General features: G+C 69.7%; 16 protein-coding genes and 2 pseudogenes. 9 read left to right on the top strand and 9 right to left on the bottom strand.

Features of this window, described 5'->3' with window-relative positions; translation table 11 throughout:
* Positions 1 to 109: 109 nt before the first annotated feature.
* Positions 110 to 1018 (bottom strand): squalene/phytoene synthase family protein, encoded by a 909-nt coding sequence (locus AAW14_RS01530; protein ID WP_265558944.1) that lies wholly within the window; start codon positions 1016 to 1018, stop codon positions 110 to 112.
* A 208-nt stretch (positions 1019 to 1226) separates the two neighbouring features.
* On the opposite strand from AAW14_RS01530, the gene AAW14_RS01525 reads away from it, so the two are divergent.
* The 3 genes from AAW14_RS01525 (at position 1227) to AAW14_RS01515 (ending at position 4108) form a co-directional block, all read left to right on the top strand.
* Positions 1227 to 1646, top strand: coding sequence for an MscL family protein (locus AAW14_RS01525; protein ID WP_265558943.1), 420 nt, complete (start codon positions 1227 to 1229; stop codon positions 1644 to 1646).
* Between the two features lie 334 nt (positions 1647 to 1980).
* On the top strand, positions 1981 to 3084 hold the full coding sequence (locus AAW14_RS01520) for a hypothetical protein (protein ID WP_416223230.1): 1104 nt from the start codon (positions 1981 to 1983) through the stop codon (positions 3082 to 3084).
* 211 nt (positions 3085 to 3295) lie between these two features.
* Positions 3296 to 4108, top strand: coding sequence for a maleylpyruvate isomerase family mycothiol-dependent enzyme (locus tag AAW14_RS01515; protein WP_265558941.1), 813 nt, complete (start codon positions 3296 to 3298; stop codon positions 4106 to 4108).
* A gap of 94 nt (positions 4109 to 4202) precedes the next feature.
* Here AAW14_RS01515 and AAW14_RS01510 read toward each other — a convergent pair whose 3' ends face one another.
* The gene (locus tag AAW14_RS01510; protein ID WP_416223229.1) at positions 4203 to 5414 is read right to left on the bottom strand and encodes a carbohydrate-binding protein; all 1212 of its coding nucleotides are present in this window, start codon (positions 5412 to 5414) and stop codon (positions 4203 to 4205) included.
* 179 nt (positions 5415 to 5593) lie between these two features.
* Here AAW14_RS01510 and AAW14_RS01505 point away from each other — a divergent pair, with 179 nt between their 5' ends.
* Positions 5594 to 6580, top strand: coding sequence for an LLM class flavin-dependent oxidoreductase (locus tag AAW14_RS01505; RefSeq protein WP_265558939.1), 987 nt, complete (start codon positions 5594 to 5596; stop codon positions 6578 to 6580).
* Positions 6581 to 6618: 38 nt separating this feature from the next.
* On the opposite strand, the gene AAW14_RS01500 is transcribed toward AAW14_RS01505, so the two are convergent.
* Together AAW14_RS01500 and AAW14_RS01495 are read right to left on the bottom strand one after the other, a co-directional pair.
* Complete coding sequence (locus tag AAW14_RS01500) at positions 6619 to 7122, bottom strand: hypothetical protein (protein ID WP_265558938.1); 504 nt, start codon at positions 7120 to 7122, stop codon at positions 6619 to 6621.
* Positions 7119 to 8840, bottom strand: coding sequence for a hypothetical protein (locus AAW14_RS01495; protein ID WP_265558937.1), 1722 nt, complete (start codon positions 8838 to 8840; stop codon positions 7119 to 7121). Before AAW14_RS01495 ends, AAW14_RS01500 begins: the two co-directional genes overlap by 4 nt.
* Positions 8841 to 8965: 125 nt before the next feature.
* Between AAW14_RS01495 and AAW14_RS01490 the strand changes: the two genes are divergently transcribed.
* The 5 genes and pseudogenes from AAW14_RS01490 to AAW14_RS01470 form a co-directional block, all read left to right on the top strand.
* Positions 8966 to 10009 (top strand): DUF4232 domain-containing protein, encoded by a 1044-nt coding sequence (locus AAW14_RS01490; protein ID WP_322741003.1) that lies wholly within the window; start codon positions 8966 to 8968, stop codon positions 10007 to 10009.
* Between the two features lie 120 nt (positions 10010 to 10129).
* Entirely contained in the window at positions 10130 to 10765 is a 636-nt protein-coding gene (locus tag AAW14_RS01485; protein ID WP_322740997.1) for a class I SAM-dependent methyltransferase, read from the top strand.
* A complete protein-coding gene (locus AAW14_RS01480) occupies positions 10762 to 11844 on the top strand; it encodes an alpha/beta hydrolase (RefSeq protein ID WP_265558935.1) in 1083 nt (360 codons plus the stop codon). Before AAW14_RS01485 ends, AAW14_RS01480 begins: the two co-directional genes overlap by 4 nt.
* Positions 11845 to 12016: 172 nt before the next feature.
* A complete protein-coding gene (locus AAW14_RS01475; protein WP_265558933.1) occupies positions 12017 to 12364 on the top strand; it encodes a DUF1330 domain-containing protein in 348 nt (115 codons plus the stop codon).
* A 138-nt stretch (positions 12365 to 12502) separates the two neighbouring features.
* Positions 12503 to 12853, top strand: a pseudogene (locus AAW14_RS01470) (cysteine hydrolase family protein); the annotation flags it as partial.
* 68 nt (positions 12854 to 12921) lie between these two features.
* Here AAW14_RS01470 and AAW14_RS01465 read toward each other — a convergent pair.
* The 5 genes and pseudogenes from AAW14_RS01465 to AAW14_RS01445 form a co-directional block, all read right to left on the bottom strand.
* Positions 12922 to 13791 carry a polysaccharide deacetylase family protein gene (locus AAW14_RS01465; RefSeq protein ID WP_265559261.1) on the bottom strand — a complete coding sequence of 290 codons (870 nt, stop codon included), beginning with the start codon at positions 13789 to 13791 and terminating at the stop codon, positions 12922 to 12924.
* A gap of 210 nt (positions 13792 to 14001) precedes the next feature.
* Positions 14002 to 14796, bottom strand: coding sequence for a polysaccharide deacetylase family protein (locus AAW14_RS01460; protein ID WP_265558931.1), 795 nt, complete (start codon positions 14794 to 14796; stop codon positions 14002 to 14004).
* A 231-nt stretch (positions 14797 to 15027) separates the two neighbouring features.
* Positions 15028 to 15459, bottom strand: a pseudogene (locus AAW14_RS01455) (amino acid permease); the annotation flags it as partial.
* A gap of 58 nt (positions 15460 to 15517) precedes the next feature.
* On the bottom strand, positions 15518 to 16627 hold the full coding sequence (locus AAW14_RS01450) for an enolase C-terminal domain-like protein (RefSeq protein ID WP_265558930.1): 1110 nt from the start codon (positions 16625 to 16627) through the stop codon (positions 15518 to 15520).
* On the bottom strand, positions 16624 to 18447 hold the full coding sequence (locus AAW14_RS01445; RefSeq protein WP_265558928.1) for a thiamine pyrophosphate-requiring protein: 1824 nt from the start codon (positions 18445 to 18447) through the stop codon (positions 16624 to 16626). The genes AAW14_RS01450 and AAW14_RS01445 overlap by 4 nt, the downstream gene beginning before the upstream one ends.
* Positions 18448 to 18463: the final 16 nt, after the last annotated feature.

Below are 18463 nucleotides of genomic sequence, written 5' to 3'. Positions count from 1 at the left end.
CGTCCGGTGCCGGGCCCTGGGGGAGCAGTACCACGCCCCAGCCGGCTGACGGCCGGCTCGGCCTGTGGGCGGTGAGCCTGCGCGGCGACCGGGGCCTCGAGTTCGGTGGTCAGCGCTGCCCACGTGCCTGCCGGCGGGCGCCCAGCAGTACCCGCGCCGCGCCCACCAGCGGCGGAGTCGCCGAGCCGCGCAGCACCCCGGCGCCACTCGCCAGAACCGCGTCCGCCGTGAGCAGCTCGATCTCGACCAGCGCGCCCATCAGCGGCCGGTAGGGGGCCGCGGTCCGGGCGGGCAGCTCCCGAGCCGCCTCCAAGGTGGCGCGTGCCGCCTTGACCTGATGGCCCACCAGCTCACGTATGCCCGGCGACTCGTGGCCCGCCGCGATGTCCTCCACCGTGACAGAGAAACGCTCCAGTGTCTCGGTCGGGATGCCCAGCCGGCCCTCCCGCACGTCCTCCGCAAGGTCGTTGACGAAGTCCAGCCGTTGACTGCCGTCGAGCAGGGTCCGGCAGGCCGCCCGGTACCGCCCGTCGTCGGCCTCAGGCCCCAGCAACTCGCCGACCAGCATGAAGGCGGGCAGCGAGTAGGCGTCCACATAGGCCTGGTAGTCGGCCTCGGTGGCGAAGCCGGTGAACTCCAGTTCGGCAGTGGCGGTGGACAGATACTCCTCCACCACGGCCCGAAGCCGCGGATACACCGCGACGGTGTGCAGCAGCGCGCGGATCAGCGGCTCGTCGCTCACTCCCGTGTCCAGAGCCTTGCGCACCTGCTGCTCCCAGGACGCCCAGGCCGCGACCCGCTGCGGCTTCGGACCAGTGTCCAGAAGGTTGTCCCCGTGGTGCATCACGGCCGTCGCCGCCACCGCGTGCGGCAGCACCGGCCGCGGCAGCAGCACCCGGGCCGCCAGGTACGAGGTGCGGCGGAAGCGCGCGACCAGTTGTCGCTGGGCGTCGTAGTCGCGCCGCAACTCCGGCTCCCGGATCCCCGCCGCATTCAGGCTCTGCTTCCACCCACTCATGAGCCGATCGTAGACGTACCCTCCGGGCACCACGGCTCCGCCCGGAGCGACGGGGAAGCCATCGCACGGCTGCACGGCAAGGGGTCCCCCGACTCACGTGCCCGATCGGGGGTCTCCCGAGTGCGGCTCGTGCCGAGCCTGGCGAGACTGACCGTGACGAGCACGACACCGGTCGGCTGCTTGGAGCGCGAAGAAGCGAGGACCATCCATGCTGCGGGGCTTCAAGAACTTCCTGATGCGCGGCGACGTCATCGTTGTGGCCGTCGGGCTGATCGTGGCGCTGGCGCTGAGCACGCTGATCAAGGCGTTCACCGACAACGTGATCAACCCGGTCATCGCCAGTGCCCAGGGCGGCATGTCGCCCGGTCTGGGCTGGCAGCTCGGCCGGCCGGGCAACCCCGCGACCTACCTGAACATCGGCGCCTTCATCTCCGCGCTGATCTACTTCGTCGTCTTCATGGCGGTCGTCTACTTCCTGATCGTCGTCCCGTACAAGCACATCCAGGCCCGGCGGGGCGTGACGGTCTTCGGCGACCCCACGCCCGCCAAGACGTGTCCGGCGTGCGTGTCGGAAGATCTGCCCGAGGCAGCCACCAAGTGCCGGTACTGCGGCACCGCCCAGGTCTGAGAGCAGTGGATCACGGGGGCGAGCGCGGTTCGTGCCCGACGGGGGTGAAGAATCACAGGCGTACGGGTGGGACCACAACGGTGGTTCGCCGAAGGTACGGGTGCCACGATCACCGAACGGAGCTCCGGCCACCTCTCGCCGGTCTCGCATCCGGCAGACGTGGCCGCAGCCAACTGCGGGGTGCTGCAGGGCGCAGCCTCCTCGGAGCCGGTCTGACCGCTGACGGGCGCTGGGCACCGCGGTCTCGGAGTCATCCGCCCTTCTGCCGCTGTGCGCAGGCAACCAGCAGCGCCATTCAGTCATCTTCGTGTGTGACCAAAGGCTGGGGGATACGATGAATCCGTCAAGGCTCGTGGGCGTTACGGCCGCCTGTCTGGTGTTGTGCGGGTGTGCCAGTTCGGCGAGCACGGCCGGGGCGGCGCATAGCCCGGGTCCTTCTGCGCCCGGCGCGCAGACGACCGCGCTCAACGCCGGGAGCACGCCTGCAGCCGCGCGCCGCGACCCCGTGCTGATCCTGAACGGGCAATTCGACGCCCGCCCGGGCCAATTGGTCGACATGCTGCTCGACGGCGTCAGCCGTGCCCAGGGACACGACGCGGTGACCGCACAGTCGCCGGCGTTCAGCGCGCCCGTGCGGCTGCGATGGCAGGACGGCGCCTACGGGGCCGTGGCGGCCCTCCCGATGACGGACAAGCCCGGCTGGTATCCGCTCACGGTCACCATGGCGGGCCGTACCGTGGCCCGCGACAGGATTCAGGTCGTGCGCTCCGAGCGCCCGGCGTTCAAGGTGCTGGTGTTCTCGGGCATGGCCCGGCCCGGGCAGCCGGTGTCGCTGCGCTTCGACGATCTGTACCCCGGTGAGCAGGGCACCGACTTCACCGTGCGGTCCGCTGCTCTGCCGCAGCCCGTGCGTCTTGTCCACGACAAGGTGATCGACTTCTACAACCCACGGGTCTTCTCGGCCCAGCCGGAGCTCAAGCCGGGCCTGGCGGACGGCACGTACACCTTCGAGTTGTACGGCCCGCACGGCAACCGCATCACCGAGAAGCGTCTGACGGTCCGCGCGTCCCGGCCCGGCGACCCCGACTATCTCGGCAAGGCGTACGGCCCCGGCTTCTACGACCCGCGCACCGGCTACCTCGACAGGGCGCACGGGCACGACTTCAAGGTCCGCCTCGGAGGGCAGGTCGCGGTCATGTGGCACGACGCGTACCCGGACCCGGGTGAGGAGACGCGGCTGACCGCCACCTCCCCGGCATTCACCCACGTACTCCACCTCAAGCGCGACGACAGCAAGGCCGCCGACGGAGACGACCCGCGCTACTTCGACACGGCCACCATCCGGGCCGACCTCAAGCCGGGCCGCTACCCCGTGACGATCGTCGCCCACCACGGCCGGGTGAAGAAGACGGGCTACCTGACAGTGACGGCGCGGTAGGCCGCCCGCGGCGGAGCCCACCGGTGCGCTCCGTCGATCAACCTGGTCGACATCGCCGCGCCCGCCGACACCGGTGCCGCTCGGCACTGGCACGCGGGCCGCCGCACGACGGGTGCCGTCGTGGGAGTACCTCTCTCGGATTTGCCTTGGAGTGGACTCCAGCCTCCACACTGATCATGACGGAATCCGTGCTGGGTCAGGGAGGCAGCAGATGGACACGACGAGCGGGGCGGGGCACCCTCTGCCCTACGACAGCTACCGGCAGGCGATCGAGCGTGAGACCCTCCGCTTCGCCGAGGCGGTGAAGGGCATGGACCCCGCGACCGCCGTGCCCTCCTGCCCCGACTGGACGCTGGCCGACCTCACCCGGCACGTGGGAGCGCTGCAACGCTGGTTCTCCACGCTGCTGACCCGGTTGGTGCAGGAGCCCCCACGCAGCCGCGACGTGGATCTGGGGCTGCCCGAACGTGCGGAGGAGTATGCCGACTGGGTGGCGGCGGGCGTACCCGATGTGGCGGCCGTGCTGCGCACCACGGATCCCCAGGCGGCGATGTGGGCCTGGGGTGAGGACCAGCGTGCGCGCTTCTGGGCCCGCCGGATGCTGTTCGAAACGCTCGTGCACCGGGTGGATGCGGAGCGTGCCGTCGGCCGGGAGCCGGACATCGACCCCGTGCTCGCGGTGGACGGGGTGGACGAGTTCCTCGTCAACCTGCCCTACGCGGGTGTCTTCGCCCCGGGCGTGACGAAGCTCAACGGCAACGGCGAGACCATCGCCTTCCAGTGTGCCGACCCGGCCGGCGGAATCGGCGAGGAGTGGCGGGTGCGGTTGGAGCCGGACGGTTTCCGCCTGCTGCCGCGGGCGGAGGCCGAGGCCACACCATCCGGGCCGCAGGCGGCGGTACGGGGGCAGGCGGCGGACCTCCTGCTGCTGCTCTACGGGCGGAGGTCCTACCAGGAGGGTGCCTTCGAGGTCTCGGGAGAGGGTGAGGCGCTCGACCGCTGGTTCGCCCACACGGCCTTCTGATCGCAACGCGGGTCGATGCGTCGGCTGCACCGCGCACGCGGGCCGGGCTGCCTGTGGCAGGCCCGGCCCACGCTCGCTACGGATGGTGCGGGCGTCAGCAGGCGCCTTCGTCCTGCCAGGGCCCCCAGGGCGAGGCGCCGGGCACCTCGTTCTGGGTCCACCACTTGGCCTTCCAGTTGTGCTGGTCGTACGACACCTCGTTGCCCGCGGTGTAGACCGCCGTCGCACTCCAGGCCGACGTGCAGGTGGCGCTCGGTGGCGTCGGCGTCCCCGGCGGGGTGGGCGTGGGCGAGGGCGGGGTCGAACCGGCGAACGTCACCGAGTACTTGGCGAAGTCCCATGGGTTCTGCGCCACGCTGGAACAGGTGCCGGACGTGCGGCCGCCGTTGTCGGCGGGTGTGCACTGACGGTCGCGGTTGAGGGACCAGAAGGTGAAGCGGTCCATGTTGTGGCTGATCGCGTAGTCCAGCACGGTCTGGAAGTCGGCCTGCGTGAAGATCTCGCCGGAGTCACTGCGTCCGTTCATCCCGGAGAACCCTTCGTGAGCGTAGGCGGTCGCCTGGTCCCAGCCGAAGGTGGACTGCAGAATCGCATTGAAGTTGGTGAGCGCGCCGGTCTGCGAGGCGGCGCCGTTGAACCCGCCGTCGAACGGCATGATGGAGAAGTTGTTCGGTGTGAATCCCTGCGACTTCGCCTCCAGCAGCATCTGCTTGCCGAACCAGCCGGTTCCGTCCGCCGTGCCGGCCGTGGTGACGGAGACGTAGAGTCCGGGATTGTTCTGCTGAAGGATCCTGGCGGCACCGATCTCGTTCTTGATCGCCGCCGTGTTCTCGTACTCCGGCTCCTCCAGATCGAAATCGATCGCGTGCAGACCGTACTTGGTGATGACCTGCTGGTACGCCGCCGCCGTGGCGGTCGCGTCCGAGCACACCTGGCCGAGCTTGGTACCGCCGTAACCGCCGATGGAGACGGAGACGTCACCGCCCTTGGCGCGGATGGCGTCGATGGCCGACTGCACGGCAGTGTCGGAGGAGACCGGGGCTGTGCCGCCCCATGTGGGGGAGCAGCCGCCACCGTTGGGCGCGAGAACGAAGGCGAGCTGGAACGCCTTGAGGCCGGTGGCGTCCATGATGGCGGCCGGGTCCGGCGGGTCGTTGTCCAGCGGCATCAGATAGGGGGCCGCGGCGTACCAGCGGTTGCTGAGCGCGCTGGTCGCCCCCGATGCGTGGCCGCCGATCAGTACCGTCGTGCCCGCGGTGGCGAGCCCGAGTGCGGTCGCGCCCAAACATGTCCGAAGACGTCTCACTGCGTACCTCCAGTGGGGGTGGGAGGGAGTGGGCACAGCCTCCTGATGCTGTCGCGGTCGCGTCAACGCTTTGGACTAGACCAAGTGGAACTTTGGACTAGACCAGAGGATTCCTTGACCGTGAAGGGCCGGTGCGCGCGGGGGCGTTGACGCCGATGAATGCTTCCTATACTGACCGGATGATCAACGTTCCGCTCAGCGCGCTCGAAGTGGCCATGGTCCAAACGGGCGCCCGAGCCACAGACGCATTACGGGACACCACAGAGTTCGCCCGGCGCCTCGAAGACCTCGGATACCTGCGACTCTGGTACGCCGAGCATCACCATTCACCGGCCATCGGAGCGTTCCCGCCCGTCGTCCTGACCGCCCACGCGGCCGCGTTGACGTCGTCGATACGTCTCGGATCCGGGGGCGTTCTGGCCCCCAACCACGCCCCGATCATGCTGGCGGAGCAATTCGGCACGCTGGCCGCACTGCACACGGGCCGCATCGACCTGGGCATTGGCCGCGGCCCCGGTACCTTCGACGAGTCGACGGCGCGGGCGCTGCGGCGCGGGGCCGGACCGACTTCGGACGACGAGTACCGCAACGACGTGTCAGCGACTCTGCACTTCTTGGTGGACGAGGTCGCGCTCGGCCCGCTCCCGGAACCATGGCTGCTGTCCTCGAGCACGGCCGGCGCCGCGCTCGCTGCGGAACTTGGACTGCCGATCGCCTTCGCCCACCACATTCGTCCCGACAACACCCTCTCTGCACTCCATCACTACCGCGAGCACTTTTCTCCCTCTCGTTGGTGCGAGCGCCCGCGCGTGCTGATCTGCGTGGAAACGGTGTGTGCCGAGACGCAGGAGGAGGCGGCCCGGCTCGGGGGCCCGATGGAGGTTGTCAAGGCCGGACTCCTCAAGGGACGAGGCGACATCCCCTTCCCCACACCCGAAGAGGCTGCCGCCCACTCGTTCACCGCAGAGGAAACGCAGGCGCTGGCGAGCTTCCGCGCCCAACAGGCATACGGCGCACCCGAGATCGTCGCGAAGCAGCTGACAAACCTCGCGGACGTGACCGGGGCGGACGAACTCATGCTGGTGACGCCTGTCTACGCGTTGGCCGACCGTCTGAGGTCGTACGAACTCGTCAAGCAGCACATCATGATGCCGACCGCCTCATAGACCGTGGACTCCGTCGGCTGACTTCTGGTGAGCGACCCTCAGGAGGCGGCAGACGTCAGGTACGTCAGATACACCCCTCTCGCACAGTCGGGCATCTTCCGCAGGGTCCAGCGGCCTTCCACGGTCGGGGAGGAGAAGTTCGACTCGGCGTCGTCCTGCTCCACCTCGCCCTCCTTCAAGGCGTATCCGGCTTTGGGGAGCTGCTTGTGCAGGAAGCTCAGGGCGGCGTCGAAGCCGTCCCTCACCACTGTGCCGACCACGAGCCGGCCGTGGGTGCGATGCTCGACCGAGGTCACAACCGCGCCGTCGGGCACCGGCAGGTTCGCCGGGAAGTCCTTGGGCAGCGGGAGCGAGACGGCAGTGGGGCAGCCGCCGGGCCTGGGGCCGGCCGTATTCCCGGCCGAGGCGTCTTGGGCCTGCCCCGTTGCGGACGGCGTCGCACGCGAGGGGCCGGATTGGTGGGGCGTCGCCGAACATCCGGTGACTGCCGTCAGGCTGAGGACGGCGCCGACCAGTAGGGCAGCAGCGCGGAATGGTTTCACTGACCGGCCTCCCTCGGGCTTCTCGTGCCGGCTCCGGTCACGGCGTCGTACGCGCCGTACAGCGTGCTGCCGGAGGACTGACGGGCGATGGAGGCGAGCGCGTCGTAGTTCTGGGCGCCGCCGGTTGCGCAGGTGCCGGTGCAGCCGTCGGCGTAGGCGACGAGCACGCGGCCCCGTGCGTCGAGGGTGACGTCGATGAAGTCCAGGAGGTTGCGATCCTTCCCGCAGGTGGTGCCGCCCGTACAGATCGACCCCCGCTGAACGGGGTCCGTGGGGGTGGCGTCGACAGTGACCCAGGACTGGCCGCCGTCGTACGTGGTCGCCACGTACAGGTGCCAGACGCCGTGGAAGTTGTTCGTGTCCTGGTAGTTGCCACCAGTGGTGGTGCCCAGGAAGGCGAAGGCGGCGCGACTGTCGTCGCCGGCGGTCACGGCCGGGAAGACGATGTTCTTGACGCCGAGCGGCGCACCGACGTTCTGGTCGTACAGCCACGTCTTGCCCCTGTCGTGGCTGACAGCGACATGCGCGGTGCCGTCGCTGTTCTGGTAGCCCATGTAGACGGTTCCGCCGGCCCCGATCCCCACGCTCGGGTCGGAGTCGCCGGGGGTGCTGGACGGGTTCTTGCGCACGGCCCACGTGAGCCCGTTGTCCTCGGAGACGGCCACGGCCTGGTTGCCGCCGCAGCCCTTGTTCGGTACGTAGACCGTGCCGTCCGGGGCGACCTTCACATGACCGTGCAGGCCGCCGCAGTCCAGCAGCGAGTACATCGGGACGGCGGGGCCGTAGGCCAAACCGCCGTCCCGGCTGACCGCGCAGGAGGCGTCGGCGATGTCCTGCGAGCAGTAGTAGACGGCGTTGCGGTACGACGAGACGGCGCCCGGCCCGCCCGCGGCGAAGGGGCCGCCGCCGATGGTCTGGTGGTCCACACCGGAATTGACGCCCGAGCCGCCCGTCGGCGTCCACGTCCCGCCGTCGTCGTCGGTGTAACAGGTCAGGGCGGTCTTCCCGGCGAGCTGTGACTCGAAGGTGCGGTGGGTGGACGGGTCGGTGAACAGGATCGGGTCGAGGCTGGTGATGCTCCCCTGGGGACAGCCGTCGGCCGCGTTCGCGCTCTTGTCCTGCCAGGTGGCGGTACCGGCGCTGTTGTAGGTGACCTTGAGCGTCGAGGTGTACGCCTGGAACATCGCGGCGCCGGTCGCGCGGTCGACGCCGATCGAGGGCTCACCGGCGTTGTGCGCGTCCTTGATGCCGTCGGGTGCCGAGGAACTCCCGTACGTCGGCGGGACGGCAGAACTCGGCGGCGGATCAACCGGGTTGGCCACCAGACTCGCGGTGCCCCTGAAGCTGTCGCCGAGCGGTGCGTAGGGCACCACGCGCACGGTGTACGAAGCCGTCACCGCCGGAAGCAGCACGGTCTCGGGGTCGGCGGAGGAGGCCGCGGCCGCCACCTCGCGGCCGTTCGCATCGAGGACGTACAGGTCGAAGTCGGCTGCGGAGTCGGGCCACTTGACGTCGATGCGCAGGCGGTGACCGGCGTCGTAGCCGGCGGGCACGGACACCTTCAGCGCGTAGTCGTCGCAGAGCTGCGGGGCCCCACAGTTCACCGTCCCGGCGGTGCCGGAGACGTTCGGGACGGCGAAGGGGCCGCCGTTCCACGTGGTCGTGGGCGCCGTGTCGCTGACAGATCCGGAGGGCGGAGCCGCGGCATCGGCCGACATGCTCGGCAGGGTGCCCGCGACGAGCGCCAGCAACCCGACGGCGACACGCCCCCGCGACCGCGGGTGGCGGCGAAGACGGAGCGCGGAGAGGAGAGCCACAGGTACCTCGTGGGTTCGTGAGCTGGATGAGGGGTGGTGGTGCCTGGCGGTACAGGGCGGGCCTTCATCTCCTCTACGTGCGGGCGGACGGCGTCCGTCGCCGGATTTTTCGCCGCGGCTCTCCACAGCGCATGCGGCTCGTCTCCCCGAGAACGCCACCCGCCTGCGCTCACGGGCTCGGACGGGCGCCATCCGGCAGGGCATGGGGGATACAGGCATCGGACGACCTGCGCCGTTCGCCGCTGACACTGAACCGGCCCGGCCTTTGTCACTGCCCTGTCACAGGTGATCCAGTGTGGAACCCGGCGTCCAGCAGGCCTGTCTCCGTGAGTGCCGGCGCAGGGCCGGCCCTATGTAATCCGATTTCGGGGGACCACATGCAGTACGGAAATGGCATACGCAAGGCCGCGATGGCGATGGCCGTGGTTTCGGCCGCGCTGTCGGTGACCGCTTGTCAGCCTGGTGGCAGCGAGCCGGGGGCAGCCGGGTCGCAGTCGGGAGCGCCGAGTGCAGCGGCGCCCTCTTCCAAGGCGCCCGGTTCCACGGCCTCGAAGGCCTCCGGCGCAGGCGGGTCGACGTCGTCCGGGGCAGGCGCTTCCCACGCATCCGGATCCTCCGGCAAGCGGGTCAAGACGTGTGCCGCGACCAGCCTGAGGACGGCCGCGTATCAGGCTGCTGATCGTCCGGAGGGCACGGGAACCGGAGCGGCGGTGATCGAGTTCACCAACATTTCCGGATCCCCGTGCGTCCTGGAGGGCCACCCTTCGGTGGCCGGGGCGGCCAACGGCGCCCCGCAGCACAACGCTCCACTGTCGGTGACGCGCACGGGCTCCGCGTCGCCGGTGCGCGTGGCACCCGGCGGCAAGGCATGGGTGAAGTTGACCTTCGTCCAGGTGCAGGGTGAAGCTGACGGCTACTGCAAGTCCGGCTCCAAGCCCGTCGTGTATCCGACCTTGGTGGTCGGCCTGCCGGGATCGGGCGCACATCAAGTCGCCCTCCAGGACGGTGTCTTCGCCGAGTGCGACAACAAGGTGACGGTCACCGCGGTCTCGGCGGTGAAGCCCTCCTGACCCTGCGGCTCCCCTGAGAACCGCGTCCGGCTCGGTACCAAGGGGCTTCCTTCCACTGCGACGGGTGGGGCTTCCCGTGTGGCTCACGTGTGGTACGGCGAGCATGGTCCGCAGTGATGGATGATGACCGCGCAGGAGAGCCCCGCCCGGTCGTCGCGAGCGTCAGACGGAGACCTCCACCCGCGACGGTCCCGCCTGTCAGTGGGCGGGACCGTCGCCATTCCCGGAGGCCGGCAGGTCCCACAGCGCTCGCAGCGTCGTGATCACCAGCGGTCCCCAGGCACGGACGGCTTGCGCCGCTCGCCCGGCAGTGTCGTGGGGGTCCTTCTGGTCCTCCCGTCTCCCGCCACCTCCGCGGGGCAGACCGTGCTCGACCCCGGCTGTGGACCGGGCACCGGTCTCGGGGTCCTGACCGGAGCGGTCACGGCGGCGGGAGCAGTGATCGGTGTCGACCACATCCAGGCCATGGTCGAGGCGGCCCGGGCACGCACCGCCGACCAGTTTGTGGTGGACGTCCGGCCGGGCGACGTCCACGCCCTGGCGCTGCCGGGTGGATCCGGCGCCTCCCCTGCGGCGGAGTCGGCTGAGGCCGGACGCATCCTCCACGCCCCTGCGCCCCGGGTGGACGGATGGCCGCTGCGAGATCTCGTGACCTGTCCGTTACGGCGGATTTTGATCAACTCGCCGGGCTGTGGTTCCGTAAATCGAATGTCTCTGCCCGTGCTGGATTCGACCGACTGGGAGGCCGACGCGTGAGTCTCACCGGGACGCCGTTCTTCGTCCTGCTCAACCTGGCCACCATAGTCTGCGTGGTCGGCACCATGGTGCTGTGGTCGCTGATGCGGGGGCCGCGACCGCTGCGCTGGGTGCTGCGGCTGTTCATGATCGGTCTCTGCCAGCTCACCGCAATCTCGGTGGTGGCGACCTGGATCAACAACAGCTACGGCCTGTACGCCTCCTGGGACGACCTGATGGGCAAGGACAACGGCACCCGTACCGCCGCCATGCCGGGCCCACCGCCCGCTCGTGCCAAGTTCACCCGTGGCGATACGGGGCTGCTGGACACCTACTTCCGCGGTGCGCACTCCAAGCTGTCCGGAGAGGTCATCGTCTGGACACCGCCCCAGTACGACATGCCGCAATACCGCAATACCCACTTTCCGGTGGTGATGCTGCTGCACGGAGTGCCGGGCAGCCCCGCCTCCTGGATCGAGCACGGAGGCATCCCACAGGACTTCCAGGAATTGATGAACAAGGGTTCAGTCCATCCGTTCATCCTGGCCATGCCGGTGGTCGACCCGGGCGGCATCGACACCGACTGCATCGATGTACCGGACCGCAAGGTCGCCACCTGGATGGCTCAAGACGTGCCGGAGCTGATCAGCCGGAAGTTCCGGACCCTGTCCGGCCCGCGCGGCTGGGGACTCATGGGCTTCTCCACCGGCGGCTTCTGCGCTGCTCGGCTGCCGCTGGTCTACCCGAGCGTCTTCGGTGCCGGCGCCGCGCTCGACCCCGACCCGCTCACCGGGGACAAGAGTGTCATAAAGGACCCGGCGCTGCGGGCACGCACCAGCCCCACTGGTCTGGTGCGGCACAGCGCCGCTGCCGTGAGCCTGTTCCTCGCCACTTCGGCCCAGGACCGGCTGAGCCCGCCGAGTTACATCCAGCAGTTCGTACGGGACGCCGCCGGCACGCGGGTGCAGACGCAGACGCTGGTGCTCTCCAGCGGCGGCCACAACTACAACACCTGGACACGGATGTACCCGGACGCCTTCAGCTTCTTCAGCCGCCGACTCGACGCCCCCCATCAGCCAGCTGCCAAGGCACGGCACTGAAAGAGCCGCACGCAGCTGTGCGGGGTTCGGGCACAGGTGGTCCGCAGCGCGTGCCGGCCCAGGTGGCGGGTTTGCGTCGGTGGACCCGCCGCTCACCGGTCAGGTCATCGCCCCAGGCGTCTCCGCATGTCACGATCTTCGCGTACGGAGCCCGACCGACCGGAAGGACGTCATGCCCGCCTACGCCATAGCTCATCTGCAGGAGGCCGCCCCGCACCCGGAGATCGCCGAGTACATCGAGCGCATCTCCGCCACCTTCGAGCCGTACGGCGGCCGCTTCCTCGTGCACGCCACTCAGCACGAGGTGAAGGAGGGCAGCTGGCCCGGGCATGTCGTGGTGATCGTCTTCCCCGGCATCGGCGAGGCGCGGTCCTGGTGGGACTCACCCGCGTACCAGGAGATCGCACCACTGCGCTCGCGGCACATCGAGGGCGACATCATCCTCGTCGAGGGCGTCCCCGAGGACTACGACCCGACTGTCACGGCAAAGGCGCTGCGGGAGGCCCTGCCTTCCCAGTGAGTCCCTCGGTTCACGGTCGGCGCGAAGCCCCGGGCCCTGCGCCGACCGTACCGGCGTAACAGACCTACGGAACTCCCATCGCGGCTCTGCGGATTCACGACACTTGCTCGTGTTCCCCAGTGAGAAGGGATGGCGGGCATGGCGAACAGCGCCCTCCTCGTGATGGACGTCCAGCGAGACATCGTGGACATCGCCGACGACGGATCCGGATATCTGCCACGCCTGCGCAGGGCGATCGACGGTGCCCGGGCGACTGGCATCCCCGTGATCTGCGTCGTCATCGGCCTTCGCCCGGGCCATCCGGAAGCCAGCACGCGCAACAGGGTGCTCGCCTCGGCCGTGCGGGCCGGCCTGTTCACCGAGGGCGACCCCGGGACCGGGATCCACCACGACGTAGCGCCCCAGCAGGGCGACATCGTGGTCACCAAGAGGCGAGCGAGCGCGTGCTCCGGCAGCGATCTCGATCTGGTGCTCAGGGCGCGTGGTGTAGCGGATGTTCCCGCGCGGCCGGCGGCTGATCGCGCGGGACGTCTACCGCGTAGCTCTGTCCCAGGGACTCACCGGGCGGGTGGCTGGATGTAGTCCTCCAGGCGCGCCACCGCGAACCCCTGCTCCTGTATGCGCTTGAGCAGATTGCCGAACATCTTCGTCATCGTGGCGCCCTTGAGTTCCATGGGCCCGCGGAAGTGGGCGAGGATGATGTCGCCGGGGCGCAACTTCTTGTCCGGTTGCTGGTACTGCATGTTGGTGATCTGCATGGACTCCCGCCACCAGACGATCGCCCGGGGCCCGCACTCGCCCACCGCGATCTTGGTGTTGGTGTTGTACGCGCCGTAAGGCGGCCGGAACAGCAGTGGCGCGGTGCCGTACTGCTTGGTGAGGACCTTCTGGTCGCCGCACACCTCCTCCTTCTGGCGAGCCAGCGGGACGGTGTTCATCGCGGGGTGATGCAGGGTGTGGTTCTGTATGTGGTTGCCCATCGCCTGCAGCGTTTTGAAGTACGCGTAGTCCGACTTGATGGCGTCGTTCATCAGGAACATCGTGAACGGGATCTTCAAGTCCCGCATCATCTCGATGAACTTGGGGTCCTTTTCCTGTCCGTCGTCGATGGTTATGAAGACGACCTTCTGCGAGGTCGGTATGTGTGCGAACACCGGGACGGTTCCGGTGGCGGAGAGTTTGATCGGCTTGTCGGCCGGGGGGTTCGGGGCGGCGGGCAGCGGCGTCAGGCCCCACTTCCGCCAGGCGGTGGCGTCGGCTGTGGCACTCGGCGCGGTGCTGGTGGTGCCGCCGGTGGGGGTGGGCTGCGACGAAGTGGCAGCCGGACCGGCTCCGGTGCCCGAGCCGCAGCCGCCCACCGTCAGGGCCGCCACGACCGCACCCGTCAGTGACCCGTACAGCCTGCTCCGCCTGTTCTGCCGCTTCACCGCGCTGTTGTCCTGCTTCACTGCGCCGGTCTCCTGTCACTGCTGTGCCGTCGTTGACTCCGCTGGGTACGCCACCCGGCTGCGCGGGATGGGCGTTCAGCGGCTGGGGCCGGTGTTGGCTGCTTCGTGCTGCCGCACCGCCCCGTGTGTCCGTGTTGGTTCCGGCAACGTCGCCGGTCGGGCGTAGAGCCCCCTACGCCCGAGCCGTGCTCAGTGCACCGGGTAGCCGAACGAGTACCCATGCTGCTTCAACCATGGCAGGACCTCGCGCAGGGCGCTCACGGTCTGGGAACGGTCTCCGCCCGCGTCGTGGAAGAGGACGGTCGGGCCGTTGGATATCTCTCGCTTGACCGTGGCGACGATGGCGGCCGTGCCGGGACGCTCGAAGTCCTTGGAGTCGACGTTCCAGCCCAGCGGCCGCATCCCGTGGGAGGCGGCGAGACGGCGGCTGTACGGGGTGAAGGCACCGCCCGGGGCCCGGTAGTACAGCGGCCGGACACCCCCGGACGCGTCGGTGATCATGCGTTCGGCGTCCAGGATCTGCTGTGACTGATATGCCTCGGACTTGCGGTCCATGGCGGTGTTGTGCGACACGGTGTGGTCGCACAGCCGGTGCCCGGCCGCCACGACCGCCTTGACCAGGTCCGGATGCGCCTGGACCTGTGTGCCCACCATGCAGAACGTTGCCTTCACACCGTTGTCACGCAGCACCTGGAGCACTTGCGGCGTCCAGACCGGGTCGGGACCGTCGTCGATGGTGATGTTGACGCCCCGGGCGCCGGCGTCCGAGGCATGGGCGATGTCCACCGAAACCGGCGCCCCTCCGGGGCCCTGCGGCCGGGCATCCGGCGCGGAAGGGCCCGCAGAGACGCCCGCTCGCGCGGGCGGCCCCTCGACGGGACCGGCTTGTGCTGTCCACACCGAGGTGGCAGCGGCCGCCGCCGTCAAACCTACCGCCGCCGCGAGCACCCGACCATGCCATCCCCGCCCGCCACGCCTCACCATGTCTGCCCCGCCCCTTGCTGTCCTCGTGGGTCCCATGCACCTGTCAGGACGGAGAAAGAAGGCCACAGGATGTGTCTGTTACCGATCACGGACAATTCCGCGAGGGTTTTGCGACGGATCGGGCGGACCAACGGCTGCCGCCACGTGGTCCGGCCGTGGATCTTGGTGCCGCAGCCGCAGCCGCAGCCGCCCAGGGATTGAGCCAGGAGAGTGACGGAGGCGTCCGCCGGATCAGGCCGTCCTCTGCCGCCGGGCCGCGAGCACCGCGTAGACCACGACCCCCGCGAACAGGAACAGCACCCCCTGGTACACCGCCGCGAACCCGGCGCCCACGATGAGCCACGTCGAGAAGGCCGCCGCGACCGCCGCGAGGATCTCGAAGACCTTGGCCGAACCCGACATGCAGTTGTAGACGGTGAGCAGCGAGGCGAGGGCGACGGTGACACCGACGGTCGGAACGCCCCGCACTCGGCGAGCGAAGGCGGCGGGGAACAGCCCGTCCTGCGCCGCGGCGTACGGGGTCTGCGCGCTCAGCAGCGTCCAGCCGTTGAGGCAGCCGGTCATCTGCACGAGGGCGGCGAGCGCGACGGCCCAACCGCCCCAGGTGCCGCCGGACATGGCGTTCACGGCGTCCGAGAAGGGCGCGGTGGACACCCGCCGGTCGACGTTGAAACCGCCGGGGCCCGCCGCCCTGCCCGTCCCACGCGTTCCGGCTCGGGTGTCAGGCCACGCGGAACCGTTGCGCCCGCTCGGCTGCCAGGCGCAGTCCCAGGCCGGATGTTCCGTCGCCGCCGGGGGTGACGCTGCCGCCTGCGGGGTCGAGGGTGCCGTCGAAGAGGAGGTGTTCGAGGCGCACATGGTCGTGGAACCACTCCAGGTGTCGCAGGTTGGGCACGGCGGCCGCGACATGGGCGTGGGCGTGGGGAGCGCAGTGTCCGGAGATTTGCAGTCCGTGGCCCTGCGCCAGGGCGGCGGCGCGGAGCCACACGGTGATGCCGCCGCAGCGGGTGACGTCGGCCTGGAGGCAGTCCACGGCTCCGGCGGCCAGCATGTGCGCGAAATAGGGCAGCGTGTATCCGTACTCGCCCGCCGCGACGTCCGCGGTGATCTGGTTGCGGATCGCGGCGAGGGCGGAGAGGTGGTCGGAGGAGACTGGCTCCTCGAACCAGGTCACGTTCTTCTCGGCCAAGGCGGCCGCGACTCGGACCGCCTGTTTCGCGCTGTAGCCGCCGTTGGCGTCGACATACAGCTCGGCCGTCTCCCCGATGCTCGCGCGGGCCTGCGCGACCCGCCGCAGATCCCGCTCCTCGCGTCGGCCCCACGATTCCCCGATCTTGATCTTGACGCGGGGAATGCCGTCTTCTTCGACCCAGCCGCGCAGTTGCCGGTCCTGCCGCTGCTCGTCGTAAGTGGTGAAGCCGCCGCTGCCGTAGACCGGCACGTCGTCGCGGGCGGCGCCGAGCAGGCGGACGAGGGGCAGGCCGAGCAGGCGGGCCTTGCAGTCCCACAGAGCGATGTCGACGGCGGCTATGGCCTGCGCCGCGAGGCCGGGCAGTCCGGCGTTGCGCACGGCGCGCTGCATGCCCTCGTTCAGGCGCGGCACGTCGGAGGCGGGGGAGCCGGTGACGACGGGGGCGAGCAGATCGTCGATGACGCGAGCCGCGGCGGCGGGCGCGTAGGTGTAGCCCAGGCCTTCGACCTCGCCGCAGCGGACGGTGGCCAGGACGAGGGTGGTGCTGTCCCAGCTGAGGGTGCCGTCCGCCTCGGGGGTGTCGGTGGGCACGGTGTAGACGGCGCTGTCGACCTGGCTCACGGTCGGCACGTCCGTCACCGTCCGCCTCCCGGCGTGGGCCGGTTCTCGTGCCGGTGGTGTCCGGGGAGGAATTCCTGGACCTTGGCCTTGAGACCCTGGCGGACCATCGCGGCGCGGTCGCTGTCGCCCTTGAGAACGGAGGCCGCGGCGGCCTCGATCTGGTCGAGCGTGGCGTGCGGCGGGATGGGCGGCACCGCGGGGTCGGTCTGGAAGTCCAGCACGAAGGGCCGGTCGGCGGTCAGGGCGGCTTCCCAGGCGCCCGGCACGTCCGTCGGCTTGTCCACGCGCATGCCGCCCAGGCCCAGTGAGCGCGCGAAGTCGGCGTAGGCGACATCGGGGATGGACTGCGAGGGCAGGAACTGCGGGGCGCCTTCCATGGCGCGCATCTCCCACGTGACCTGGTTGAGGTCCCGGTTGTTCAGCACGGCCACCACCAGCCGCGGATCCGCCCACTCCTGCCAGTACTTGGAGACGGTGATCAGCTCGGCCATGCCGTTCATCTGCATCGCCCCGTCGCCCACCAGGGCGATCGCGGGCCGGTCGCCGTGCGTGAACTTGGCGCCGATGACGTAGGGGACACCGGGCCCCATGGTGGCGAGTGTGCCGGACAGCGAGCCGCGCATCGCGCCGCGCAACTTGAGGTGGCGTGCGTACCAGTTGGCGGCCGAGCCGGAGTCGGCGGCCAGGATCACGTTCTGCGGCAGCAGGTCGTTGAGCGCATGGGCGACGTATTCGGGGTTGATCGGGTCCGCGTCGACGGCCGCCCGCCGTTGCATGACCTCCCACCAGCGTGCGGTGTTCTCCTCGATCTTCTTCCGCCACCCCCGCTCCTTCGCCCCTTCGAGCAGCGGCAGCAGCCGGCGCAACGTCTGAGCGGCGTCGCCGACCAGATTGACCTCGAAGGGATAGCGCAGGCCGACCATGTGCGGATCGATGTCGATCTGCACGGCCCGCGCCTGGCCGAACTCGGGCAGGAACTGTGTGTACGGGAAGCTGGAACCGATCACCAGCAGTGTGTCGCAGTCCCGCATCATCTCGTACGAGGGCCGGGTGCCCAGCAGACCGATCGCGCCGGTGACGTAGGGCAGGTCGTCGTCGAGGGCGTCCTTGCCCAGCAGCGCCTTGGCCACGCCGGCCCCGAGCCGGTCGGCGACCCCCATCACCTCCGGCCGTGCACCGCGGGCGCCTTGACCGATGAGCATCGCGGGCTTCTTCCCGGCGTTGAGGACCTCGGCGGCCCGGGTGAGATCCTCGTCGGAGGGCACCGGCGCGAAGTGGGGCATGCCCAGGCTGGAGGGCACCATTTTGAAGGCATGCTCCGGCGGTGTGTAGTTGAGTTCCTGTACGTCGGCGGGGATGATCACGGCGGTCACGGAACGCCGGGCCATGGCGGTGCGCATGGCCCGGTCGATCACGTTGGGCAGTTGCTCGGGGACGGTGACCATCTCGCAGAAGTCGCCGGCCACGTCCTTGTAGAGGCTCAGCAGGTCGACCTCCTGCTGGTAGGAGCCGCCCATGGCACTGCGGTTGGTCTGGCCGACGATCGCGACCACGGGCACATGGTCCAGCTTGGCGTCGTACAGGCCGTTGAGGAGGTGGATGGCGCCGGGCCCCGAGGTGGCGGCGCACACGCCGATCCGGCCGGAGAACTTGGCGTAGCCGACGGCCTCGAAGGCGGCCATCTCCTCGTGCCGGGCCTGGACGAACCGGGGCCGGTTGTCGGCACGGCCCCAGGCGGCGAGCAGGCCGTTGATGCCGTCGCCGGGATAGGCGAAGACATACTCCACCTCCCACTCGCGCAGGCGCTGCAGGACGTAGTCGGAGACTTTCATGGACATGCCTGAAACCTTTCCG

Source organism: Streptomyces hygroscopicus (genome assembly GCF_026168105.1).
GTDB classification, from domain to species: Bacteria; Actinomycetota; Actinomycetes; order Streptomycetales; family Streptomycetaceae; genus Streptomyces; species Streptomyces hygroscopicus_D.
Note: the sequence above shows the minus strand (reverse complement) of the source record. Positions and strands in the feature narration are given on the sequence as shown.

Excerpts from the sequence above, each read along its gene's own strand:
- AAW14_RS01495 (WP_265558937.1), bottom strand. The coding sequence starts at position 8,840 with ATGTCGGCCGATGCCGCGGCTCCGCCCTCCGGATCTGTCAGCGACACG.
- AAW14_RS01445 (WP_265558928.1), bottom strand. The coding sequence starts at position 18,447 with ATGTCCATGAAAGTCTCCGACTACGTCCTGCAGCGCCTGCGCGAGTGG.
- AAW14_RS01485 (WP_322740997.1), top strand. The coding sequence starts at position 10,130 with ATGATGACCGCGCAGGAGAGCCCCGCCCGGTCGTCGCGAGCGTCAGAC.
- AAW14_RS01475 (WP_265558933.1), top strand. The coding sequence starts at position 12,017 with ATGCCCGCCTACGCCATAGCTCATCTGCAGGAGGCCGCCCCGCACCCG.
- AAW14_RS01505 (WP_265558939.1), top strand. The coding sequence starts at position 5,594 with ATGATCAACGTTCCGCTCAGCGCGCTCGAAGTGGCCATGGTCCAAACG.
- AAW14_RS01525 (WP_265558943.1), top strand. The coding sequence starts at position 1,227 with ATGCTGCGGGGCTTCAAGAACTTCCTGATGCGCGGCGACGTCATCGTT.
- AAW14_RS01490 (WP_322741003.1), top strand. The coding sequence starts at position 8,966 with ATGAGGGGTGGTGGTGCCTGGCGGTACAGGGCGGGCCTTCATCTCCTC.
- AAW14_RS01515 (WP_265558941.1), top strand. The coding sequence starts at position 3,296 with ATGGACACGACGAGCGGGGCGGGGCACCCTCTGCCCTACGACAGCTAC.
- AAW14_RS01520 (WP_416223230.1), top strand. The coding sequence starts at position 1,981 with ATGAATCCGTCAAGGCTCGTGGGCGTTACGGCCGCCTGTCTGGTGTTG.
- AAW14_RS01530 (WP_265558944.1), bottom strand. The coding sequence starts at position 1,018 with ATGAGTGGGTGGAAGCAGAGCCTGAATGCGGCGGGGATCCGGGAGCCG.
- AAW14_RS01460 (WP_265558931.1), bottom strand. The coding sequence starts at position 14,796 with ATGGTGAGGCGTGGCGGGCGGGGATGGCATGGTCGGGTGCTCGCGGCG.